At 74.7% G+C, this 21,655-nt stretch carries 22 protein-coding genes and 2 tRNA genes; 8 read left to right on the forward strand and 16 right to left on the reverse strand.

What is annotated here, in order from left to right:
- The first annotated feature begins 1 nt into the window (after position 1).
- Complete coding sequence (gene aroA, locus O2W14_RS12325) at positions 2-1,270, forward strand: 3-phosphoshikimate 1-carboxyvinyltransferase (RefSeq protein ID WP_269176388.1); 1,269 nt, start codon at positions 2-4, stop codon at positions 1,268-1,270.
- Entirely contained in the window at positions 1,267-2,286 is a 1,020-nt protein-coding gene (gene rsgA, locus O2W14_RS12330) for a ribosome small subunit-dependent GTPase A (protein WP_269176389.1), read from the forward strand. The genes aroA and rsgA overlap by 4 nt, the downstream gene beginning before the upstream one ends.
- A gap of 163 nt (positions 2,287-2,449) precedes the next feature.
- On the opposite strand, the gene O2W14_RS12335 is transcribed toward rsgA, so the two are convergent.
- Both O2W14_RS12335 and O2W14_RS12340 read right to left on the reverse strand, forming a co-directional pair.
- Entirely contained in the window at positions 2,450-3,181 is a 732-nt protein-coding gene (locus O2W14_RS12335) for a peptidase E (RefSeq protein ID WP_269176390.1), read from the reverse strand.
- The gene (locus tag O2W14_RS12340) at positions 3,181-3,717 is read right to left on the reverse strand and encodes a DUF2087 domain-containing protein (protein WP_269176391.1); all 537 of its coding nucleotides are present in this window, start codon (positions 3,715-3,717) and stop codon (positions 3,181-3,183) included. The genes O2W14_RS12335 and O2W14_RS12340 overlap by 1 nt, the downstream gene beginning before the upstream one ends.
- A gap of 65 nt (positions 3,718-3,782) precedes the next feature.
- Here O2W14_RS12340 and O2W14_RS12345 point away from each other — a divergent pair, with 65 nt between their 5' ends.
- Positions 3,783-3,968, forward strand: coding sequence for a DUF2795 domain-containing protein (locus O2W14_RS12345; RefSeq protein ID WP_269176392.1), 186 nt, complete (start codon positions 3,783-3,785; stop codon positions 3,966-3,968).
- 72 nt (positions 3,969-4,040) lie between these two features.
- Positions 4,041-4,859, forward strand: coding sequence for a histidinol-phosphatase (hisN, locus tag O2W14_RS12350; RefSeq protein WP_269176393.1), 819 nt, complete (start codon positions 4,041-4,043; stop codon positions 4,857-4,859).
- Between the two features lie 10 nt (positions 4,860-4,869).
- Here hisN and O2W14_RS12355 read toward each other — a convergent pair whose 3' ends face one another.
- From O2W14_RS12355 to O2W14_RS12365, 3 genes are all read right to left on the reverse strand, one after another.
- Positions 4,870-5,052, reverse strand: coding sequence for a hypothetical protein (locus O2W14_RS12355; RefSeq protein WP_269176394.1), 183 nt, complete (start codon positions 5,050-5,052; stop codon positions 4,870-4,872).
- Positions 5,053-5,147: 95 nt separating this feature from the next.
- A complete protein-coding gene (locus O2W14_RS12360) occupies positions 5,148-6,545 on the reverse strand; it encodes an FGGY family carbohydrate kinase (RefSeq protein WP_269176395.1) in 1,398 nt (465 codons plus the stop codon).
- An 87-nt stretch (positions 6,546-6,632) separates the two neighbouring features.
- Positions 6,633-7,334, reverse strand: coding sequence for a GAF and ANTAR domain-containing protein (locus O2W14_RS12365; RefSeq protein WP_269176396.1), 702 nt, complete (start codon positions 7,332-7,334; stop codon positions 6,633-6,635).
- 245 nt (positions 7,335-7,579) lie between these two features.
- On the opposite strand from O2W14_RS12365, the gene O2W14_RS12370 reads away from it, so the two are divergent.
- A complete protein-coding gene (locus O2W14_RS12370) occupies positions 7,580-8,974 on the forward strand; it encodes a cystathionine beta-synthase (protein WP_269176397.1) in 1,395 nt (464 codons plus the stop codon).
- On the forward strand, positions 8,971-10,110 hold the full coding sequence (locus tag O2W14_RS12375) for a cystathionine gamma-synthase (protein ID WP_269176398.1): 1,140 nt from the start codon (positions 8,971-8,973) through the stop codon (positions 10,108-10,110). The genes O2W14_RS12370 and O2W14_RS12375 overlap by 4 nt, the downstream gene beginning before the upstream one ends.
- A 156-nt stretch (positions 10,111-10,266) precedes the next feature.
- Here the strand turns inward: O2W14_RS12375 and map are convergent, their stop codons facing one another.
- Complete coding sequence (gene map, locus O2W14_RS12380) at positions 10,267-11,037, reverse strand: type I methionyl aminopeptidase (protein WP_269176399.1); 771 nt, start codon at positions 11,035-11,037, stop codon at positions 10,267-10,269.
- 52 nt (positions 11,038-11,089) lie between these two features.
- Between map and O2W14_RS12385 the strand changes: the two genes are divergently transcribed.
- Complete coding sequence (locus O2W14_RS12385) at positions 11,090-11,353, forward strand: helix-turn-helix domain-containing protein (protein ID WP_269176400.1); 264 nt, start codon at positions 11,090-11,092, stop codon at positions 11,351-11,353.
- A gap of 3 nt (positions 11,354-11,356) precedes the next feature.
- Here O2W14_RS12385 and O2W14_RS12390 read toward each other — a convergent pair whose 3' ends face one another.
- Positions 11,357-11,653, reverse strand: coding sequence for an antibiotic biosynthesis monooxygenase family protein (locus tag O2W14_RS12390; protein ID WP_269176401.1), 297 nt, complete (start codon positions 11,651-11,653; stop codon positions 11,357-11,359).
- A 60-nt stretch (positions 11,654-11,713) separates the two neighbouring features.
- Between O2W14_RS12390 and O2W14_RS12395 the strand changes: the two genes are divergently transcribed.
- The gene (locus tag O2W14_RS12395; protein WP_269176402.1) at positions 11,714-12,613 is read left to right on the forward strand and encodes a glycosyltransferase family 2 protein; all 900 of its coding nucleotides are present in this window, start codon (positions 11,714-11,716) and stop codon (positions 12,611-12,613) included.
- Here the strand turns inward: O2W14_RS12395 and O2W14_RS12400 are convergent.
- The 9 genes from O2W14_RS12400 to O2W14_RS12440 all read right to left on the reverse strand — a co-directional run bounded on the left by O2W14_RS12400 (position 12,591) and on the right by O2W14_RS12440 (position 21,518).
- Positions 12,591-13,460 carry a polysaccharide pyruvyl transferase family protein gene (locus O2W14_RS12400; RefSeq protein WP_269176403.1) on the reverse strand — a complete coding sequence of 290 codons (870 nt, stop codon included), beginning with the start codon at positions 13,458-13,460 and terminating at the stop codon, positions 12,591-12,593. The two genes, O2W14_RS12395 and O2W14_RS12400, sit on opposite strands and share 23 nt — an antisense overlap.
- A 36-nt stretch (positions 13,461-13,496) precedes the next feature.
- Positions 13,497-13,778, reverse strand: coding sequence for a GNAT family N-acetyltransferase (locus tag O2W14_RS12405; RefSeq protein WP_269176404.1), 282 nt, complete (start codon positions 13,776-13,778; stop codon positions 13,497-13,499).
- A gap of 146 nt (positions 13,779-13,924) precedes the next feature.
- Positions 13,925-15,100, reverse strand: a complete 1,176-nt coding sequence (gene galK / locus O2W14_RS12410) for a galactokinase (protein ID WP_269176405.1) — start codon at positions 15,098-15,100, stop codon at positions 13,925-13,927.
- On the reverse strand, positions 15,097-16,254 hold the full coding sequence (gene galT, locus O2W14_RS12415; protein ID WP_269176406.1) for a galactose-1-phosphate uridylyltransferase: 1,158 nt from the start codon (positions 16,252-16,254) through the stop codon (positions 15,097-15,099). Before galT ends, galK begins: the two co-directional genes overlap by 4 nt.
- A gap of 113 nt (positions 16,255-16,367) precedes the next feature.
- Positions 16,368-16,444 (reverse strand) — tRNA-Met (locus O2W14_RS12420).
- Between the two features lie 55 nt (positions 16,445-16,499).
- Entirely contained in the window at positions 16,500-17,090 is a 591-nt protein-coding gene (locus tag O2W14_RS12425) for a GNAT family N-acetyltransferase (RefSeq protein WP_269176407.1), read from the reverse strand.
- Positions 17,091-17,155: 65 nt separating this feature from the next.
- Positions 17,156-17,232, reverse strand: a tRNA-Met gene (locus O2W14_RS12430).
- An 88-nt stretch (positions 17,233-17,320) separates the two neighbouring features.
- Entirely contained in the window at positions 17,321-20,305 is a 2,985-nt protein-coding gene (locus O2W14_RS12435) for a UPF0182 family membrane protein (protein ID WP_269176609.1), read from the reverse strand.
- Positions 20,306-20,495: 190 nt separating this feature from the next.
- Positions 20,496-21,518, reverse strand: a complete 1,023-nt coding sequence (locus O2W14_RS12440) for a YlbL family protein (protein WP_269176408.1) — start codon at positions 21,516-21,518, stop codon at positions 20,496-20,498.
- Between the last annotated feature and the right edge of the window lie 137 nt (positions 21,519-21,655).

Here is a 21,655-nt window from a genome sequence, read left to right on the forward strand (position 1 = left end):
CATGGTCGAGGTCTGGGCACCCCCGTCGCGCCGCACCCCGGTGGACGCGGTCGTCGCCCTGCCCGGCTCCAAGTCGCTCACCGCCCGCGCCCTGGTGCTGGCCGCGGTCGCCGCCGGGCCGAGCCGGCTGCTCCGCCCGCTGCGGGCCCGCGACACCGACCTGATGGCCGCCGGCCTCCGCGCGCTCGGTGTCGGGGTCGCCGAGGACGGCGAGGACTGGCTGGTCACCCCCGGTGAGCTGCGCGGCCCGGCCGAGGTCGACGCCGGGCTGGCCGGCACCGTGCTGCGCTTCCTGCCCCCGGTGGCCGCGCTGGCGACCGGCCCGGTCCGGCTGGACGGCGACCCACGGCTGCGGGACCGGCCGAACGCCGGGCTGATCACCGGCCTGCGCGACCTCGGCGTCCGCATCGACGACGACGGCCGCGGCCGGGCGCCGTTCACCGTGCACGGCACCGGGGCGGTGCGCGGCGGCCCGGTCACGGTCGACGCCAGCGACTCCAGCCAGGTGGTCTCCGGCCTGCTGCTGGCCGCCGCCCGCTACGACGAGGGCGTCGACCTCACCGTCGCCGGCAGCCTGCCCTCGCTCCCCCATGTGCAGATGACCGTGCGCACGCTGGCCGAGCACGGGGTGCAGGTCACCGCCACCGACGGCGGCTGGCGGGTCGCCCCCGGACCGATCGCACCGCTGGACCGGGTGGTCGAGCCCGACCTGTCCAACGCCGCCCCGTTCCTCGGCGCGGCGCTGGTCACCGGCGGCCGGGTCACCGTGCGCGACTGGCCCACCGACACCACCCAGCCCGGCGCCCAGCTGGACCGGCTGCTCACCGCGATGGGCGCCGACGTCGTCCGCACGGACCTCGGCCTGCAGGTGACCGGAGGGAGGCGGATCGCACCGCTGGACGCCGACCTCGGCGAGGTCGGTGAGCTGACCCCGGTCCTCGCCGCGCTGTGCGCGCTGGCCGACGGGCCCTCCCGGCTGACCGGCATCGCCCACCTGCGCGGCCACGAGACCGACCGGCTGCAGGCCCTGGACGAGGTGCTCACCGCCGTCGGCGCCCGGGTCGAGCAGCTGCCCGACGGGCTGGTCGTCACCCCGGGACCGCGGCGGGCGGCCCGGCTGGACTCCTACGCCGACCACCGGATGGTGCACGCGGCGGCGCTGCTCGGGCTGGCGATCGAGGGGGTCGAGGTCAGCGACCCCGGGGCGGTGGCCAAGACGCTGCCCGACTTCACCGACCGCTGGGCCGCCCTGCTGGGAGCAGCCGCGTGAGCGGGCGGCGGATGGACAGCCGGTCCGACGAGGACGACGTCCGCGTCCGGGCGTCCCGGCACGGCTCCCGCCCGCGCACCCGCACCCGGCCGGCGCACGAGGAGGCCGTGCCCGGGCTGGTGGTCGCCGTCGACCGCGGCCGGATGACCGTGCGCGTGCAGGGCCCCGAGGGCACCCCGGTCGAGGTGACCGCCATGCGCGCCCGGGAGCTGGGCAAGCACGGCGTGGTGGTCGGCGACCGGGTGCGCCTGGTCGGTGACACCTCCGGCCGCACCGACAGCCTGGCGCGCATCGTCACCATCGCCGACCGGGTCACCTCGCTGCGCCGCACCGCCGACGACACCGACCCGACCGAGCGCATCGTGGTCGCCAACGCCGACCAGCTGGTGGTGGTCACCTCGATCGCCGACCCGGAGCCCGCGCTGGGCTTCCTCGACCGGTGCCTGGTCGCCGCCTACGCCGGTGGGCTCACCCCGCTGCTGGTGCTCACCAAGAACGACCTGGCCAGCGCCCAGCCGCTGCTGGACCGCTACGCCGGCCTGGACGTCGACGCGGTGCCGATGTCCCCCGAGGCCCCGCTGGAGGACCTCGTCGCGCGCCTGCGGGACAAGACGAGCGTGCTGGTCGGGCAGTCCGGGGTGGGCAAGTCCACCCTGTTCAACCGGCTGGTGCCCGGCGCCTTCCGGGCCACCGGCGACGTCAGCAAGATCGGCAAGGGCCGGCACACGTCGTCCTCGGCGGTGCTGCTGGACCTGCCCGGCGGCGGCACGCTCATCGACACCCCCGGGATCCGCTCCTTCGGCCTGGCGCACGTCACCGCCGGGGACGTGCTGGCCGCCTTCGACGACCTGGCCGAGGCCTCGACCGACTGCCCGCCGATGTGCGGGCACACCCCCGAGGACCCCGGCTGCGCCCTCGACCCGTGGGCCGCCGCCGGCCCGCCGGCCCGCCGCGAGCGCCTGGCCAGCTTCCGCCGCCTGCTCGCCGCCGTCGGCCAGCTCACCCCCGGTCACTGAAGAAGGACCCCCCTGCCCCCCACCACTCGCAAGCTCGCGGCGGGCCCCTGCAGGGAGGCCGACGGGGCCCGCGCCGAGCTGGCGAGGCGTGGGGGGAGAGGGGGTCCTTCGTCTCGCCCCCCACCACTCGCTCCGCTCGCGGCGGGACCCTGCGAGGGGGCCGTCAGAGCTGTCTGGGGACCAGAGGGCGTTCGAGGAAGCCGCCCTCGCCGTCGGGGTCGACGCGCCAGGCGCGGGCGCCGCGGCGGGCGGTGACCGTCTCGGCCAGTGCGGTGCCCAGGTAGTACAGGCCGACGCCGTCCTCGGTGGCGTAGCCGCCGGGCAGCTCCCCCGCGGCCACCATCTGCCGGTAGGCCGCGCGCCGGGGCAGGTCGGTGAGGTCGTCGTGCACCGCGTTGCTGTGCGGGACCAGCCCGAGGCCCTCGGTGAAGGGGGCCAGCCGCTCCGACCACGCGTCGGTGGGGCCGCCCACGTGCCAGCACAGGCTGCCCGCGCTCGGGCCGGCCAGCACGACGCCGGCCTCCCAGCACTCGCGCAGCAGCGTGGTGAGCCCGTGCGCCCGCCACACCGCCATCAGGTTGACCACGCTGCCGCCCTCGACGAGGACGACGTCCTGGGTCAGCAGGTGGGTCCGCAGGTCGGGCAGGCTCGGCCGCGGGAACAGCGCCAGCACGCTGAGGACGACGTCCTCCCGGCCGCCCAGCACGCGCTCGTAGGCCGAGACCGCGGCCGGGTCGTCGCCGACCGCCGTGGGCAGGTAGCACAGCCGCACCGGCCCGGGCTCCGCGCGGCGGGCCGCGCCGAGGGCGAGCAGGTGCTCCAGCAGCGGGCGGTTGCCGCGCTCGCCCGGCCGGGGCTCCAGCACGCCGGAGAAGGCGAACACCTGCCGGCGCATCAGACCGCCACGTACCCACCGCTGCGCCAGTAGACGCCGGCGTCCCGGCTGAGCAGCCCCTCGTCCACCAGGTACCGGCGCAGCGCCGCGACGTCGGGGTGCCAGGCGGCGAGCAGCGCGTTGACCTCGCGCTCGGGGTAGCGGACGCCGGGCTCGAAGACGTGCACCAGGTGCTCGAGCACGACCAGCCGCTTGGCCCGCTGGGCGGGGACCGACACCAGCCGGCCCTCGCGGACGAAGGCCCGCAGCACGGCGTCCTGGCCGGGGTCCTCCGACAGCGGCTCGGGGGCCGGCGCGCTGGCCGCGGCCGCCCGGGCGGCCTCGCCGAAGCGCTCGGTGTGCAGCAGCAGCGTGTGCCCGTCGCGGTGCACCAGTCCCGCCCGGGCGAGCCGGCGGGCGGCGAGGGCGACGTCCTTCAGCGACAGGTCGGTGGCCGCGGCGACGTCGGAGATCGTGGTCGCGCCCAGCGCGAGGGCGGCCACCACCTTCAGCCGCACCGGATCGGCCAGCAGCCCGACGATCGTCCCGGCCTCCATGACACGACGGTATCCGGGCCGGGCACGGAGGGTCGGCAGGCCCGCTGCGGGGTAGGACGGCGGGCATGGTGAGCCCGATCGACATCCAGAAGGCCCTGTCCGGCATCGAGTACCCCGCCAAGCGGGACGACGTGGTCAAGCACGCCGAGTCCCAGGGCGGTGGCGACGACGTCCTCGAGGCCCTGAAGGGCATCGACGACCAGGAGTACGACACCCCCGCAGCCGTCAGCAAGGCCGTCTTCAAGGACTGAACGAGGAGCCCGTTCCAGCTCGTCGCCGTCGTCGGGCGGGGCCGCTGCGGCCCCGCCCGATAGGTTCGGTCCATGACGGCTGGCCAGCGGGGTTACAACGAGGACATGCGCCTGGCGCACGTGCTGGCCGACCAGGCCGACGCGATCAGCCTGGAGCGGTTCCGTGCGCAGGACCTCAAGGTCGACACCAAGCCCGACCTCACGCCGGTCACCGACGCCGACCACCGGGTCGAGGAGCAGCTGCGCATCACGCTGTCCCGCGCCCGCACCCGGGACGCCGTGCTGGGCGAGGAGTTCGGCAGCACCGGCCGCGGCGACCGTCGCTGGGTCATCGACCCGATCGACGGGACGAAGAACTTCGTCCGCGGCGTCCCGGTGTGGGCCACGCTCATCGCCCTGCTCGAGGGCGACGTCCCGGTGGTGGGGCTGGTCTCGGCCCCCGCGCTCAACCGGCGCTGGTGGGCCGCCGCGGGCACCGGCGCCTGGACCGGTCGCCGGCTGGAGAACGCCACCCGCTGCACCGTGTCGGAGGTGGGCGACCTCGCCGACGCGAGCCTGTCGTACTCGTCGCTGTCGGGCTGGGAGGAGCGCGACCTCCTGGAGCCCTTCCTCGACCTCACCCGGTCGGTCTGGCGCACCCGCGCCTACGGCGACTTCTGGAGCTACATGATGGTGGCCGAGGGCGCCGTCGACGTGGCCTGCGAGCCCGAGGTCTCGCTGTGGGACCTGGCCGCCCTCGACGTCATCGTGCGCGAGGCCGGCGGGGCGTTCACCGACCTCTCCGGCACGGCCGGACCCGCCGGTGGCAGCGCGGTGGCCAGCAACGGCGTGCTGCACCCCGACGTGCTGACGGCGCTCGCCCCCCGGGAGGGACGAGCGCCGTCGGTGTAGCGCTACCGGGTCAGCGGACCGGGCCGGACCCGGTGCCGCGGCCGCCCTGGAGACGCCGGCGGACGTCCTCGATCTTGGCCCGGTTCTTCGGGTCCTTGGCGAACTCCTGGGCCTTGCTCGTCGCCTGACGGACGACCTGCTGGCCCTTCGGGCTGTTCGCGAACTGGATGACCTTGTTCAACAGCGACGCCACGACGCGTCCACCCCCTCATGCTCCGGAGAGCCCCTCACGGGCCCCGCTCGTCGATGTCAACGGTGACAGCCGCCGAGTCGTTCCGCTCGGTGAGCTCAGGTCCGCGCGGCCCACCGCTCCCGGACGACGGCCGCCGCGGCCTGCTCCCGGGGCTCGACCACCGGGTCCCCGACCCGCTGCGGCACCAGGTCGAGGCCCACCCCGCGGGCGGCGAGCACCGCGGCGCCGGCGGCCGAGGCGCTGCGCACCTGCACGTGCTGCACCGGTCGGCCCAGCACGTCGGCCAGCAGCTGCTGGACGCCGGGATCCCGGGCACCGCCGCCGGTGAGCACGACCAGCTCGTCGTCCCCCGGCCCGAGCAGGTCCAGTCCGGCGGCCACCGCGCAGACCACGCCCTCCAGCGCCGCGCGGGCCAGGTCGGCGCGGGTGGTGCCGGCCGACAGCCCGGTCCAGCTGCCCCGCGCCCCCGGGCCGGCCACGCCGCCGCGCTCCCCGGTGAGGAACGGCGCGAAGGACACCCCGCCGGCTCCGAGCGGCGACGCCGCGAGGCTGCCGGCCAGCCCAGCCCAGTCCAGGCCCAGGACGCCGCCCACCCAGGACCACGCCGTGCCGGCGTTCTGCAGCGCCGCCATGGCGTACCAGCCGTCCTCGGCGTCGGCGAAGCAGTGGACGACGGGGTCTGCCGCCGGTGCCGGTGCCACCCGGGGCCGCAGCAGCTGCGCGCCGGACCCGAGGTTGACCTGCACCCCGCGCCCGGTGCCGGCGGCCAGCAGCGCCAGCGGGGTGTCGGCGCCGCCCACGACGACCGGGGTGTCCCCGCCGAGCAGCCCGGTGGTGCCGACGACCTCGTGCCCCGGCCGGACCGCCGGAAGCAGCCCCGCGTCGACCCCGGCGGCGGCGGTGGCGGCCGCCGACCAGCGCTCGCGCGGGACGTCCCACAGCAGGGTCGCCGAGGCGTCGCTGCGGTCGGTCACGGCCGGGTCGGCGCCGGGCACCAGGGCGGCGCGGACGGCGTCCTTGGGCAGCAGCACCGTGGCCGCGCGGGCCACCAGCCCGGGCTCGTGCGCGGCGAGCCAGGCCAGCAGCGGCCCGGTCATGCCGGCCGCCAGCGGGTTGGCCAGCGCGGCCCGGTCACCGGCGGGGAGCTCCCGCCACCGCTGCAGCTCTGCCGTGGCGCGCTGGTCGGGCCACAGCAGCGCCGGCGCCAGCGCGGCACCGGCCGCGTCGACCAGCACCGCGCCGTGCATCTGGCCGGACAGCCCGAGCGCGGCGACCGGACGGCCCCCGAGCCGGTGGACCAGCGCGGTCCGGGCGTCGTCCAGGGCGCGCAGCCAGACCTCGACCGCGGTCTGCGCCCAGCCCGGTCGCGGCCGGTCGACGTCGTAGGCCGCCTCGCTCTCGGCGACCACCAGCCCGGCGTCGTCCAGGGCCGCCAGCTTCAGCCCGCTGGTGCCGAGGTCGGCCCCCACCACGACCGCGTCGGTCGTGGTCACGGCAGCCCCGCGCCGCGGGCGGACCGGAGCAGTGTCATGCGGTGATCCTGGCCCCGCCCGCGCGCCGGCCGCGACGCCGGGTCGCGGTCAGGCGCCGGCCAGCACGCCGGTGGTGGTCAGCTCCTCGGCGACGTCGCGCAGCTTGACGTTGTTGCGCTGCGAGGCGTGGGTGAGCAGGGTGAACGCCTGCTCGGCGGTGATCTTGTACCGCTCCATCAGGATGCCCTTGGCCTGCTCGATGACCCCGCGGGAGGCCATCGCCCGGCGCATGTTCAGCACGTCGTCGCTGGCCCGCGCGGCTGCCTCGGCGTTGCCGACCGCGATCGCGACGAAGGCGGCGACCTCCTCCCCCAGGGCGATGTCGGCGTCCCCGAAGGCGTTCGGCCGGACGGCGTAGTTGTTCAGCGCGCCGATGGTCGCGCCCTGGAAGGGCAGCGGGACCGACAGCGAGCTCCCGACCCCCCGCGCGGCGGCGTGCACCGCGTAGTCCGGCCACCGCTGCTCGGTGGCCATGTCGTCGACCACGAACAGCTCGCCCGCGCGGCCGGCGTCCAGGCAGGGGCCGTACCCGCGCTCGTACTGCAGCTCGTCGGCGTCCATCGCGATCTGGCCGTCGAAGGCGGCGGTGAACGCGCGGTCGTCACGGATGAGGGTGATGGAGGTGGCGTCGGCGCCCGGCATGGTGGCCCGGGAGATCTGGACGATCTCGGTGAGCACCTCCGGCAGTTCGCGGCCGACGAGGACGACACCGGCGAGACGCTCGTGCAGCGCGCCGAGGGTGGCGGTCATGGCAGTGCGTTCCTCTTTCGACCTGGCGGGCACGCCGTTTCTTCGACGTCCCGCTGCCGGCTCACGGTGCAGGCGTCAGCAAGGATAAACGGCACAGGGTCGTGCACCACCGTGTCCGCCGGACACGATCGCCCGCAACCGGTCCCCGGCACGTGGCCGAGCGGCACGCCTCCCCCGCCCGCGGTCTGATGGGATGGGCACACGGGCAGCGGCAACCGGCCGGGCCCGGTGTCGAGGAGGCCCGCGTGCAGTACGCCGAGTCCGTCATCGAGCTCATCGGTGACACACCCCTGGTGCGGCTGCGGTCGGTCACCGCCCACCTGGGCCCGGATGCACCCCTGGTGCTGGCCAAGGTGGAGTACCTCAACCCCGGCGGCTCGGTGAAGGACCGGATCGCCGTGCGCATGGTCGAGGCCGCCGAGGCCTCCGGCGCGCTGCGTCCGGGCGGGACGATCATCGAGCCGACCAGCGGCAACACCGGCATCGGCCTGGCGCTCGTCGCCCAGACCCGCGGCTACAAGTGCGTCTTCGTGTGCCCGGACAAGGTGGGTGCGGAGAAGATCAACGTGCTGCGGGCCTACGGCGCCGAGGTGCACGTGTGCCCCACCGCCGTCGACCCGGCCGACCCGCGCTCCTACTACTCCGTCTCCGACCGGCTGGCCCGGGAGACCCCCGGCGGCTGGAAGGCCGACCAGTACGCCAACCCGGCCAACCCCCGGTCGCACTACGAGACCACCGGCCCGGAGATCTGGGCGCAGACCGACGGGCGGGTCACGCACTTCGTCACCGGTGCCGGCACCGGCGGCACCATCTCCGGCGTCGGCCGCTACCTCAAGGAGGCCAGCGGCGGCCGGGTGCACGTCACCGGCGCCGACCCCGAGGGCTCGGTCTACTCCGGCGGCACCGGGCGGCCCTACCTCGTCGAGGGCGTGGGCGAGGACTTCTGGCCCGAGGCCTACGACAAGTCGATCGCCGACGAGATCATCGCGGTCTCCGACGGCGACTCCTTCGCCATGACCCGGCGGCTGGCCCGCGAGGAGGGGCTGCTCGTCGGCGGCTCCTGCGGCATGGCCGTGGTCGCGGCCCTCCGCGTCGCCGAGCGGCTCACCAAGGACGACGTCCTGGTGGTGCTGCTGCCCGACGGCGGCCGCGGCTACCTGAACAAGATCTTCAATGACGAGTGGATGGCCGACTACGGCTTCCTCACCGCCTCGGGCGGGGAGACCGTCGGCGAGCTGCTGGACACCAAGTCCGGTGCCACCCCGACCCTGGTGCACACCCACCCGACCGAGACCGTCCGCGACGCGATCGACATCCTGCGTGAGTACGGCGTCAGCCAGCTGCCGGTGGTCAAGGCCGAGCCGCCGGTGACCGCCGGCGAGGTGGTCGGGTCGGTGGCGGAGAAGACGCTGCTGGACGCACTGTTCTCCGGGCGGGCCACGCTCTCGGACCCGGTGGAGCGGCACATGTCGGCCCCGCTGCCGATCATCGGCTCCGGTGAGCCGGTCACCGCCGCCGTCGCCGCGCTCGGTGACGCGGACGCGCTGCTGGTGCACGTCGACGGCAAGCCCGCCGGCGTCGTCACCCGGCAGGACGTCCTCGGTCACCTCGTCGGTCTGCCGCCTACGGTCGTGTCATGACCGGTTTCAACACGCGCGCCATCCACGCCGGCCAGGAGCCGGACCCGGCCACCGGCGCGGTGATCCCGCCGATGCACCTGACCACCACCTACAAGCAGGACGGCGTGGGCGGGCTGCGCGGCGGCTACGAGTACAGCCGCAGCGCGAACCCCACCCGCGACACCCTGCAGACGGCGCTGGCCTCGTTGGAGCAGGGCACCCGCGCGATGACCTTCGCCTCCGGCCTGGCCGCCGAGGACGTGCTGCTGCGCACGGTCTGCCGGCCCGGTGACCGGATCGTGCTGGGCGGGGACGCCTACGGCGGCACCTACCGGCTGATCTCCAAGGTGCAGGAGCCCTGGGGCGTCGGGCACGTCCCGGTCGACCTCAACGACCTGGACGCCGTCCGCGAGGCGGTCGCGCCGGAGACCACCCGCGTGCTGTGGTGCGAGACGCCCAGCAACCCGCTGCTCAACATCGCCGACATCGCGACGCTGGCGGAGATCGCGCACGCCGCGGGCACGCTGCTGGTCGTCGACAACACCTTCGCCAGCCCCTACCTGCAGCAGCCGCTGACGCTGGGCGCCGACGTGGTCGTGCACTCCACGACCAAGTACCTGGGCGGGCACTCCGACGTCGTGGGTGGCGCGCTGGTGGTCTCCGACGCCGAGCTCGGCGAGCGGCTGGCGTACCTGCAGAACGCCGCGGGCGCGGTCAACGGGCCCTTCGACGCGTGGCTGGTGCTGCGCAGCCTGAAGACCCTCGGCGTGCGCATGGACCGGCACAGCGCCAACGCCGGCCGGATCGCCGAGTGGCTGCTGGAGCACTCCGCGGTCTCCGCCGTGCTCTACCCGGGGTTGCCGGAGCACCGCAACCACGAGGTCGCGGCGCGGCAGATGTCGCAGTTCGGCGGGATGCTGTCGTTCCGGCTGGAGGCCGGCGAGGAGGCCGCGCTGCGGGTCTGCGAGCGGGCGCGGGTGTTCACCCTGGCCGAGTCCCTCGGCGGCGTGGAGTCGCTGATCGAGCACCCGCACCGGATGACCCACGCCAGCGCCGCCGGCTCCCCGCTGGAGGTGCCCGCGGACCTGGTGCGCCTGTCGGTCGGCATCGAGGACGTCGACGACCTGCTCGCCGACCTCGACCAGGCCCTGGGCTGAGCGGCCCGCCGAGAGTGCGCTGAGCGGGGTCCGGGGAGCCGGGCCACCCCGTTCAGCGCACTCTCGGCCCCGTCGCAGGTCCCGCCGCCTGCCGTTGTGCGCTAAGGGCTGCCTCCCGACCTCGGGGGCAGCCATGAGTGCACGACGGTGGACCCCTTAGGCGGGGAGCGTGAGGATGCGGGGGCCGTCGTCGGTGACGGCGACGGTGTGCTCGACGTGGGCGGCGCGGCTGCCGTCGGCGCTGCGCAGGGTCCAGCCGTCGGCGTCGACCGAGTAGTCGTCGGAGCCGCCGGCGAGGAACCACGGCTCGATGGCGATGACCAGCCCGGCCCGCAGCTTCAGGCCACGCCCGGCCCGCCCCTCGTTGGGCACGCTGGGCGCCTCGTGCATCGACCGGCCGATCCCGTGGCCGCCCTGGTCGGTGTTGATCCCGCAGCCACCCGCCCGGCCCACCTCGCCGATGGCCGCGGAGACGTCACCGAGCCGGCCGCCGACGACGGCCGCCGCGATGCCGGCCTCCAGCGCGCGGGTGGTGGTGTCGAGCAGCCGCAGGTCCTCGGCGCGCGGCGTGCCGACCGGGAAGGTGATGGCGGCGTCGCCCACCCAGCCGTCGAGCGTGGCCCCGGCGTCGACGCTGAGCAGGTCGCCGTCCTCGAGCTCCTGGGACGTCGGGATGCCGTGCAGCGCCACGTCGTTGACCGACAGGCAGACCACGCCCGGGAACGGCGGGGTCGTGCGCAGCGGCGCGTAGCCCAGGAACGGGGACGTGGCCCCGGCGTCGGCCAGCACCTGCCGGGCGGCCTGGTCGAGCTGGGTCAGCCGGACGCCGGGGGCCGCCAGGGCCCGCACCGCCGCGTGCATCTGGGCGACCACCGCGCCGGCGGCCCGCATGGCCTCGATCTCGCCCGGGGTGCGCAGTTCGATCACGTCGTCGTCCTCCTGGTTCCGGTATTGCTATCCCGGTATTACTATCACGGCCATGGTGCGACCGCCGTTGAGCCCCGAGGAGCGCGAGCGCGGCCGTCGGCTGGGCACCCTGCTGCGGCAGGCCCGGGGGTCACGCACCCCGATGGAGGTCGCGGCGGCGTCCGGGGTGAGCCTGGAGGCGTTGCGCAAGATCGAGTCAGGCCGGGTCCCGACCCCGGCGTTCTTCACCGTCGCCGCCCTCGCCCGCGCCGTCGGCCTGCCCCTCGACCAGCTGGCCGAGGCCCTCGACCCGACCGGCACCGCGCTGTCGGCCTGACGCTCAGGCCGTCAGCACCGTCTCGAAGTGCTCGACCACCGGGAACGGGTCGTAGAAGTGGTGCAGCAGCTGCCGCCACCGCTCGTACTCCACCGACCCGCGGAAGCCCTCCGTGTGGTCCTCCAGGCGGTCCCACTCGACCAGCAGCAGGTAGCCGGTCCTGCGCTCCAGGCACCGGGACAGCGACAGGCGGCGGAAACCGGGCATCCCGGCGATGATCGCCCGGGCCTCCGCGAAGGCCGCCTCGAACGCCGGCTGCTCACCGTCGCGGACGGTCAGGAGCGCCTGTTCGAGGACCACGCCGCGCACGCTACGCACCCCGGTGCACCCACCGCGCAGGCCGCCGGGTAGGCAGTCGTGGTGCACAGCGAGCCTGCGGTCAGCGTCGTCGTCGCCACCCGGGACCGGCGGGAGTCCCTGCTGCGCTCCCTGGCCCGGCTCGACGACGGCGCCCACCCGGTCGTCGTGGTCGACAACGCCTCCACCGACGGCAGCGCGGCCGCCGTCCGGGCGCAGCACCCCGACGTCGACGTCCTGGAGCTGCCGGCCAACGCCGGGGCGGTCGCGCGCACCGACGGCGCCCGGCACGCGAGGACCCAGTACGTGGCCTTCGCCGACGACGACTCGTGGTGGGAGCCGGGCTCGCTGGACGCCGCCGCCGCCCTGCTGGACGCCCACCCGCGGGTCGCCGTCGTCGTCGGCCGGGTGCGGATGGCCGGGGACGGCAGCGAGGACGCCGTCACCCGCAAGCACCGGCTCGCCGTGCTCGGCCGCTCCCCCGCCGGACCCGGGGTGCTGAGCTTCCCGGCGTTCGCCGCGGTGGTCCGCCGGGACGCCTACTTGGGTGTCGGCGGGTTCTCCCGGCTGCTGTTCTTCGGCGGCGAGGAGCACCTGCTGGCCCTGGACCTGGCCGCCGCCGGCTGGGACCTGGTGTTCAGCGAGGACGTCGTCGCCTGGCACGACCCCGCCGGACCGGACCGGCCGAGCGCGGCCCGCTGGTCGCTGCAGACCCGCAACGACGTCCTCGTCGACTGGCTGCGCCGCCCGCTCCCCGTCGCGCTCGCCGCGACCGGCCGGCTGGCCCGCCGCGCACGCACCGAGCCCGCGGCCCGGACGGCGCTCGCCGGGGTGGTCCGCCACCTGCCGGCCGCCCTGCGTCAGCGGCGACCGGTGCCGGCCGAGGTCGAGCGCCGCTTCGCCACCGCCCAGTTGCCAGCCGCGACTGCGCAGCGGGTGGTCAGCCCTGCAGCTGGCGGCTGAGCCACTCCCGGGCCTGGGCGTTGGACGCCGCGCCGCGCTGCTGGGCACCGGCGATCGCGTCGGTGAGCGTGCCGGACAGCGCGTGCTCCAGGGCGGCGTCCAGGGTGTGGGCGTCGACCTGGTCGCCCGGCACCACCAGCGGCCAGCCCAGCGCACCCGCCTGGGCGGTGACCTTGGCCCCGCCGACGATCGCGTCGCAGGCGATGACCGGCTTGCCGTGCGCGAGCCCGAGCACCAGCGCGTGCAGCCGCATGCTCACCACCGCGTCGGCCCGCCGGATGAGCGCCTCGACCTGCAGCGGGAAGCGCTCGTAGGGCTTCTCGTAGGAGTCCATGGTCAGCTCGAACCACGGGATCGCGCGGGCGGCGAGCCACCCCTCGATCGCGGCGCGCACCTCGACGGCCCGGCTGCGGTCGCCGTACTCCTCCTGCGGCGGGGCGAAGGCGACCGCCAGCACCGGGACGTCCGGCGTCCGGGTGGCCATGGCCAGGTCCGGGCGGGCGACGCCCGGGGCGTCGCGCTCCCACACCTCGTGGAACAGCGCCCGCCCCGCCTCCGACACCACGGAGACGTTGACGGCCCAGCGCTGCGCGCCGGCGAAGGCCTCGGTCAGCTCGCGCAGCAGCGGGGTGTCCGAGATCGGACCGCTGACGAAGACCAGGTGCGTGAAGTCGGCCGGGTCCAGCGCGCGCCAGTCCGGGCCGCGCATGAGGAAGGGCGCCCAGGCCACCGTGTGGTCGACGTCGAGGTCACGCAGCCATCCCGCCACCACCTCCGCGCCCAGATCGTCACCGATGGTGGCGATCACCTCGTCGAAGCTGAACCAACCGGTGACCAGGACGCGCATGCCCCCAGCCTCCCAGGTGCCCGGACGGCGAGGAGATCAGGCCTCCTGCGCCACCAGGTCGCGGTACTCGGGGTGCCGCTCGATCCAGCCCCGCACGAACGAGCACTGCGGGACGACGGTGCCGCCCTGGCTGCGGACGTCGTCGAGTGCGGCCCGGACCAGGGTGCTGCCCAGCCCGGAGCCCTCGCTCTCGACCTCGGTGTGGGTGAACACCACCTGCGACCCGTTGCGGAGGTAGGCGGCCACACCCAGGAGGCGGTCGCCGTCCCGGATCTCGTAGCGGCTGTCCTGCGGGGCGTTCGAGACGGTCGGCTCCATGACCGTGCCGAACGGCCCTCCCGGGCGGCGTGTTCCCGCCCGGGAGGGCTCCCCCGCCCCCCGCCGCGACCGGTGGGGCGAGGGTCAGGCCCCCTCGTAGGGACCCGCCGCGAGGTACGAGCGGTGGGGGGCGAGGGGGTCCTTCCTCAGCTCAGTCGCCGGGCCGACGGGCCGGAGGTGACGGTCAGGGTGACCGGCTCGGTCAGCCCGCGCTCGCGGCAGGCGGCCACGACGGCCTCGCCGACCGCGTCCGCGTCGGTCGAGCGGATCAGCGCGATCGCCGAGCCGCCGAACCCGCCGCCGACCATCCGGGCGCCGAGCGCCCCGGCCGAGCGCGCCGCCTCGACGACCACGTCGAGCTCGACCGCGGAGACCTCGTAGTCGTCGCGCAGCGAGGCGTGCGAGGCGTCCAGCATCGGGCCGATCTCGGCCACCCGGCCGGCGCGCACCAGCTCGACGACGGTGTCCACGCGCTCGTTCTCGCTGACCACGTGCCGGGCGCGGGCCTGCAGCCGCGGGTCGGTCAACGTCGCGACGTCGGCGGCGGTGGCGTCGGACAGCCACTCCAGGCCCAGCTGGCGGGCGGCCTCGTCGCAGTCGGCCCGGCGCTTGGCGTACTGGCCGTCGGCGAGGGTGTGCTTGACCCGGGTGTCGATGACCATCAGCTCCAGCCCGGCCTCGGCCAGGCCCAGCTGCACCGGCTCGGTGCGGAAGTCGCGGGTGTGGATGAGCAGGGCCGAGCCCTCCTCCGCCAGCAGCGCGACCGTCTGGTCCATGCCGCCGGTGCCGGCGCCCACGACCTCGTTCTCGGCCCGGATCGCGGCCTGGACGAGCACGTGCCGCAGCTCGGTGGAGTCGGCACGGCCGGCGAGCTCCGCGGCCGCGATGGCCACCGCCGCCTCCAGCGACGCCGAGCTGGACAGCCCCGCGCCCAGCGGGACGTCACTGCTCACCGACAGGTCCATGCCCGGGACGTCGATGCCGGCCTGCTGCAGCGCCCACAGGGTACCCGCGGCGTAGCCGGCCCAGCCGGTCGCCGAGCCCGGGCCCAGGTCGTCCAGCCGGCCCTCGAACGGCGCGGCGTCCGGGTCCGTGCTCGACAGCCGCACCAGGTCGTCGTCGCGGCGGCGCACCGCGGCCGCGGTGATGCGGGTCAGCGCCATCGGCAGGCAGCGCCCGCCGTTGTAGTCGACGTGCTCACCGATCAGGTTCACCCGGCCGGGGGCGGTCCAGACGCCGTCCGGCTCGGCCCCCCAGGTGGTGCGCAGCTCGGCGACGGCGAGGTCGGCCTGCTCGTGCGTCCCGACGTCCAGCGGGCTCATGACGCCACCTCCCGCAGCCGGTCGGCGATGCGCTCCGGCGTCGTGTCGTTGATCCAGGCGCCCATGCCCGACTCGGAGCCGGCCAGGTACTTGAGCTTGCCCGGCGCCCGCAGCAGCGAGAACAGCTGCAGGTGCAGCCGCCCCAGCGCGCGGTCCTCCCCGGTCGGCGCCTGGTGCCAGCCGGAGATGTAGGGCACCCGGTCGACGCCGGGGTGGAAGCGGGACAACCGGCGCAGCAGCTCCTGGTAGACCACCGCGAGCTCGGCCTTCTCCGCGTCGTGCAGCGCCGCCAGGTCGGGCACGTCGCGGTGCGGGGCCAGGTGCACCTCGACCGGCCAGCGCGCCGCCCGGGGCACGTAGGCGGTGAAGTGCTCCCCGGTCAGCACCACCCGGGTGCCCTCGGCCTGCTCGGCGGCGAGCACGTCGGCCAGCAGGTTGCCGCCGGTGGCCGCGTGGTGCCGGCGGGCCTGCTCGACCAGCTGCGCCGACCGCGGCGCCAGGGTCGGGTAGGCGTAGACCTGCCCGTGCGGGTGGGTCAGCGTCACCCCGATCTCCTGGCCGCTGTTCTCGAACACGAAGACCTCGGCCACCTGCGGGTCGGCCGAGTGGGCGGCGGTGCGCTGCGCCCACGCCTCGACGACCGTGCGCATGCGCGCGACCGGCAGGTCGACCACGGCGGCCTCGTGGTCGCTGGAGAACACCACGACGTCGCAGTGCCCGTACGCGGGCCGGTCGGCGGAGCCGAACGCCGGCGGAACGGCGTCCGCGGCCGGGCCGACGGTCAGCGGGGCGAAGCTGGGGAACCGGTTGGCGAAGGCCACCACGTCGTACCGGCTGTCCGGGACCTCCGTGGGCCGCGCGGGGTCGACGGTCGGGTCCAGGGGGCAGTCGGCGGCGCTGGGCAGGAAGGTGCGGTTCATCCGGTGCCCGGCGATCGTCACCCACTCCCCGGTGAGCACGTCGAAGCGGACCTCACCGGCGTGCGGCGGTTCCGGCAGCGGGCGGGTGTCCTCGGCCTCGTGCACGGGACCGGCGGTGGCCACGTCGTCGAAGTAGAACATCGGTCGACCGTCGGCCATCGTCCGCTCGGTGACCTGGCCCGGCCACTGATCCGCTCCGTCGGCGGTGTCCCCCACCGTGGGTCCGGCGTCCATCCGTGTCGTCCTCCTGTCGTGCTGCGTTCCCCCGAGCGGACTGAGTCTGCACGGGCGCGCACGGCAGACAGACGGAGGGCCCGGTCACCTGTTCGGTGACCGGGCCCTCCGGTTGGTAGCGGGGACAGGATTTGAACCTGTGACCTCTGGGTTATGAGCCCAGCGAGCTACCGAGCTGCTCCACCCCGCGTCGCAGGACAGACACTACCCCACCTCCGGACGGCGTGCTCCCGGCCCCCCTCCGTTCACCCGACCGGGGTGCCCGGGGCCTCGTCGCCGACCGCCGGCACCGCCCCGTCCGGCGTCCAGGCCGTCGGTTCGGCCGGCTCGGCCGGGAGCTCCCGGAGCGGCAGCTGCCACCAGCCGACGTCGTGCCAGCGGCCGGCCTTGAAGCCGGCGGCGCGGTAGACGCCCACCGGGGTGAAGCCGAGCCCGGTGTGCAGCCCCACGCTGGCGTCGTTGGGCAGCGCGATGCCGGCGAAGGCCGTGACGTACCCGAGCGGGGACAGCTCGGCGAGCAGGCGCCGGTACAGCGCCCGCCCGGTGCCCGCGCCGCGCTCGTCGGCGGACAGGTAGACCGAGCAGCTGACCGACCAGCGGTAGGCGGCCCGGGCGTTGTGCGGGGCGGCGTAGGCGTACCCGACCACCGCCCCGTCGCGCTCGGCGGCGAGCCAGGGCAGCCGGGGTGCGGTGGTCATCCGGCGGGCGATCTCGGCGGCGTCCGGTGGCTCGGTCTCGAAGGAGGCCACCGACCCGGTGACCCAGGGCCGGTAGACCTCGGCGATGCCCGCGGCGTCCGCGGTGTCGGCGGACCGGACCAGGGCGGGGCTGCGCACGGCGGGCAGCGTAGCCAGGGACGACGAAGGCCCGGTCACCGTGAGGGTGACCGGGCCTTCGTTTGTGGTAGCGGGGGCAGGATTTGAACCTGCGACCTCTGGGTTATGAGCCCAGCGAGCTACCGAGCTGCTCCACCCCGCGTCGCTGGTACGACCATACCCCATGCCGGGGCAGCCGCCGCACGGGGTCGGTCCCCGGGGTCAGGTGACCCCGGGGACCGACCGCCGGCTCAGCCGGTCGGGGTCGGCGCCGCGGACGGCGTGGCCGCGGACTGCCCGTTCGCGGCCTGGTAGGCCTGCACCGCCGCCTGCAGGTCGGCCTGCGCCTGACCGATCCGGGCGAAGTCCCCGGCCCGGGTGGCGTCGCCCAGCTCGGTGATCGCGTCGTTGAGCCGGGTGACCGCCTGGTCGCGGGCCGCCTCGTCGACCGGGCCCCCGACCGGTGCCGGAGCCGGGGCCGGCGACGCCCCGCCGGTTGACGGTGCCGGCGTCGGGGTGGTCGGGGTGCCGCCGTCGACGGCCACCTCACCCACGCCCTGACCGAACACCTGATCCAGCGCCTCGGCCAGGGTGTCGGCGTAGCCGATCCGGTCGGCGTAGTTCACCAGGACCTTCTGCAGCAGCGGGAAGGCGTTCTCCTGCGTGCCCTGCACGTACAGCGGCTGCACGTACAGCAGACCGGCGTCCCCGATCGGCAGGGTCAGCAGGTTGCCGAACACCGCCCGGGAGCTCTCGCTGTTGAACAGCGTGATGTCCGGCCGGATCAGGTTGTTGGTGTTGAACGAGTTCTGCACCTGGCGCGGCCCCCGGTAGGGGGTGTTGCCCGGCAGCCGCAGCACCTGGATCTCGCCGTAGGTGCCCGGGTCGGAGGAGGCGGAGACGAACGCCGAGAGGTTGTCCCGCTCGAACGCGTTCAGCGCACTGGTGAGCTGGAAGCTCGCCTGCTCGTCACCCGGCCGCTGGGCCAGGATGTAGTACGGCGGCTGGTCCTCCTCCACGGTGGCGGCGGTGGTGGCCTGCTGCTGCGTGGGGTCGGGCGAGACCTGCCAGCGGTCGTTCTGGTTGTAGAACGCGATCGGGTCCTCGACGTGGTACCTGGTCAGGATGTCCCGCTGCAGCTTGAACAGGTCCTCGGGGTAGCGGACGTGGCTCTCCAGCTCCGCGGTCGCCGCGTCGCGCGGCTGCACGAGGCCCGGAAAGGCCTTCATGTAGGTCTGCAGGACCGGGTCCTGCTCGTCCCACGCGTAGAGGGTGACGGAGCCGTCGTAGGCGTCGACCGTGGCCTTGACCGAGTTGCGGATGTAGTTGAACTGCTGGTCGGGCAGGGCGGTCGTGCCGGTGCCGGTCAGCGCGTCCGCGGCGCTGTCCCGCAGCGACATCTGCTCGGAGTAGGGGTAGGCGGCCGAGGTCGTGTAGCCGTCCAGGATCCAGAGGATCTTCCCGTCGACGACCGCCGGGTAGGGGTCGCCGTCCACGGTGAGGAAGGGTGCGGCCTTCTCCACGCGGTCCCGCGGGTCGCGCACGTAGAGCACCTTGGACTGGTCGTTGACCGCGCCGGAGAGCAGGAAGTTCCGCTCCCGGTAGTAGATCGCGTAGGTCAGCCGGCGGAAGAAGCTGCCGATCGAGACGCCACCGGTGCCCTCGTAGGTGGAGTTGATCTGCCCCTCGTCGGACCCGCCCTCGGGCTGGTCGAACTCACGGGGGGTGGTGCCGCCGACGACGGAGTAGACGTCGACCCCGTCGTCGTTGAGCAGCTCGCCGAAGTAGACCTGGGTCCGGTCGGGGACGAAGTCACCACGGGTGGGCAGGTCGCCGGTGGTGAAGTTGGGCTCGCCCGCCTGCTGCCCGGCGGCGACCTGGTTGGCGGGGGCGGCGACGAAGCCGTTGCCGTGCGTGTAGACGGTGTGCCGGTTGATCCAGCTGCCCTGGTTGCCGCTCAGCCCGGAGCTGTTGAGCTCGCGGACGGCGACCACGTAGTCCTGGGTGACGCCGTCGATGGTGTACCGGTCGATGTCCAGCTTCGCCGGGAAGCCGTAGACGTTGCGGATCTGCTGGCGGGCGGTGAACGTCGCGGCCAGGACGTTGGGGTCCAGCAGCCGGGCGTTGGGGATCGTCTGGGTGTCGTCACGCAGGGCGGCGACGGCTGCGTCCCGGTCGGCCGCGGTGGTCTGACCTTGTGCGTAGTTGACGTACTCGACGTCGGTCTCGTTCAGCTTGTAGGCGTCCAGCGTCGAGGCGATCGCCCGCGACGTGAACTCCGCCTCGCGCTGGTCGGCCGAGGGCCGGACCACGAACTGCTGCACGATCGCCGGGTAGGCGAACCCGATCAGCAGGCTGGCCACCAGCAGCAGCCCCAGCGCGGCGGCCGGGAGCACGGTGTTGCGCACCGCGATGTTGACGAAGAAGGCGATGGCGCAGATCGCGGCCACCACCACCAGGATGTTCTTGGCCGGCAGCAGCGCGTTGACGTCGGTGTAGGAGGCGCCGGTGTAGACCCCGCCGCGGTTGGAGTACACGAGGCTGTAGCGGTCGAGCCAGTACGCGACCGCCTTGAGCGCCACGAACAGGCCCAGCAGCACCGACAGCTGCACCCGCGCCGCACCGGTGAGCTTCTGCCCCGGGGTCTGCAGCCGCAGGCCACCGAAGACGTAGTGCGTCAGCACCGACCCGATCAGCGCCAGCAGCACGATCGTGAAGCCGAAGCCGAGCGCCAGCCGGTAGAAGGGCAGGTCGAAGACGAAGAAGCCGATGTTCTTGCCGAACTCCGGGTCGGTGCCCGGGAAGTCGGTGCCGTTGCGCCAGGCCAGCCAGGTCTGCCAGCTGCCCTGCGCGGCCGCACCGGCCAGCAGGCCCAGGACGACGCCCAGGGCGGTCAGGGCGACCTTGCGCCGCGGCTCCAGCGACTGGCGGTAGCGCTCGAGGTTCTGCTGCTCCAGCGACATCGGCCGGAACGTGGGCCGGAACCGGTAGGCCAGGTGGACCGCGAGGGCGACCAGGCCGCCGGTGGCGACCCCGGCGAGGGCGAACAGCAGCGCACGGGTCTGCAGCTCGGTCCAGAAGACCTCGGTGAAGTCAGTCTCGTCGAACCAGAGGTAGTCGACGTAGACGTTGGTGAGCGTGCCGATCACGCTGAAGAGCACCAGCAGGACGGCGACGATGCCGATGACCAGCTTGGCGCGCCGGGACAACGCCGGCACCGGCACGGGGGGCCGCATGGCCACGGTCGGACTCCTGTCTCAGGGGTGGGCGCGGGCACGGGGCCCGGCCGCGGGAACTCGGACACGGAGAGCCCGCACCCACCGTGGGCAGGAGGTGCGGGCCCTGGGGTCCGCTCCCTCAACTGCTGCCGGCGGCGTCGGGTTCCCGGCCGTGGCACAAGCACACCACGATCCGGCCCGCACCCGGTCAGCAGGGAGCGGGCGTCCGCCCGGCGCGGAGGTCACCCAGCGCGGTCAGGGCGTCGTCCAGCGTCGCCACCTTCGCCATCGGCAGACCCGGCTGGGCGTTGGCCACGGCCTCGGCACAGTTGGCCGCCGGCACCAGGAACAGCACCGCGCCGATGTCGCGGGCGGAGACGAGCTTGAGCGGGATGCCGCCGATCGGCCCGACCGCACCGGCGGCGTCGATGGTGCCGGTGCCGGCGATGACGGCGCCCTCGGTCAGGTCGGTGTCCCCGACCATGTCGATGATCCCCAGCGAGAGCATCAGCCCGGCCGAGGGACCGCCCACGTCGTCCACCTGGATGTCCACGTCGAAGGGGGCGTACGGGGTCTCCAGCACCTGGATGCCCAGCGCCGAGCCGATGCCCTCCTGGGCCGCGCCGGTGGTGACCGTGGCGGTGCCGGGGACGCCCAGGCGGGTGTAGTCGACCTGCACCGCGGTCTGCGGCGGGGTGGCCTGCAGGACGGCGAGCAGCGCGTCCTGGTCCGGCGTCGGCGTGCCGTCCACCGCCACGACCGCGTCGCCGTCCTCGAGCCGGCCGGCCGACGGCGAGCCCTCCGGCAGCCCCTGGACGACGACCTGCACCGGGTAGCCCAGCTCGGCCAGCGCGGCGCCCCGGGCGGACTGCTCGGAGGTGAGGAAGGCCTGCCGGTTCTCCGCCTGGGTCTCCTGCACCGACTTGCCCGAGGGGTAGACCTGCTCGCGCGGCACGACGGTCACCTCGTCGTCGAACCAGCCCTGCACCGCCCGCACCAGGTTCAGCGAGCCCTGCGGGATCCCGACCGTGGTCAGGTTGAGGTTGCCCGAGGTGTCGTTGGGCTCGCGGCCGGTGACGGTGATGATCGGGGTGCCGTTGATGTCGCCGAGGGTGTTGTAGGTGGGACCGGGCACCTGCGCGACGTAGGGCACGGGCAGCACGGCACCCAGCAGCCCGAAGAGCAGCAGCAGGACGGTGCCGGTCACCAGCACGGTGCTCCGACGACTCACGGTTCCTCCTCGCGGCCAGCGGCCGACGTCGGCTGGTCGCCCGGCACCGTCGGCCCGGGGACCGCGGCGGGCGCACCCGTCGAACGGCGAGCGTAGGTGACCGCGGGCGCCGTCCGGCCCGGGCGGGTTCGCCGAGG

The organism is Modestobacter sp. VKM Ac-2986 (assembly GCF_026967795.1).
Lineage (GTDB): Bacteria > Actinomycetota > Actinomycetes > Mycobacteriales > Geodermatophilaceae > Modestobacter.

What these genes read in the sequence shown, in the direction of transcription:
- aroA (WP_269176388.1), top strand. Translation starts at nt 2, where the DNA reads ATGGTCGAGGTCTGGGCACCCCCGTCGCGCCGCACCCCGGTGGACGCG.
- O2W14_RS12335 (WP_269176390.1), bottom strand. Translation starts at nt 3,181, where the DNA reads ATGCGCCGGCAGGTGTTCGCCTTCTCCGGCGTGCTGGAGCCCCGGCCG.
- O2W14_RS12340 (WP_269176391.1), bottom strand. Translation starts at nt 3,717, where the DNA reads ATGGAGGCCGGGACGATCGTCGGGCTGCTGGCCGATCCGGTGCGGCTG.
- O2W14_RS12345 (WP_269176392.1), top strand. Translation starts at nt 3,783, where the DNA reads ATGGTGAGCCCGATCGACATCCAGAAGGCCCTGTCCGGCATCGAGTAC.
- hisN (WP_269176393.1), top strand. Translation starts at nt 4,041, where the DNA reads ATGACGGCTGGCCAGCGGGGTTACAACGAGGACATGCGCCTGGCGCAC.
- O2W14_RS12365 (WP_269176396.1), bottom strand. Translation starts at nt 7,334, where the DNA reads ATGACCGCCACCCTCGGCGCGCTGCACGAGCGTCTCGCCGGTGTCGTC.
- O2W14_RS12375 (WP_269176398.1), top strand. Translation starts at nt 8,971, where the DNA reads ATGACCGGTTTCAACACGCGCGCCATCCACGCCGGCCAGGAGCCGGAC.
- O2W14_RS12385 (WP_269176400.1), top strand. Translation starts at nt 11,090, where the DNA reads ATGGTGCGACCGCCGTTGAGCCCCGAGGAGCGCGAGCGCGGCCGTCGG.
- O2W14_RS12400 (WP_269176403.1), bottom strand. Translation starts at nt 13,460, where the DNA reads ATGCGCGTCCTGGTCACCGGTTGGTTCAGCTTCGACGAGGTGATCGCC.
- O2W14_RS12405 (WP_269176404.1), bottom strand. Translation starts at nt 13,778, where the DNA reads ATGGAGCCGACCGTCTCGAACGCCCCGCAGGACAGCCGCTACGAGATC.
- galK (WP_269176405.1), bottom strand. Translation starts at nt 15,100, where the DNA reads ATGAGCCCGCTGGACGTCGGGACGCACGAGCAGGCCGACCTCGCCGTC.
- galT (WP_269176406.1), bottom strand. Translation starts at nt 16,254, where the DNA reads ATGGACGCCGGACCCACGGTGGGGGACACCGCCGACGGAGCGGATCAG.
- O2W14_RS12435 (WP_269176609.1), bottom strand. Translation starts at nt 20,305, where the DNA reads ATGCGGCCCCCCGTGCCGGTGCCGGCGTTGTCCCGGCGCGCCAAGCTG.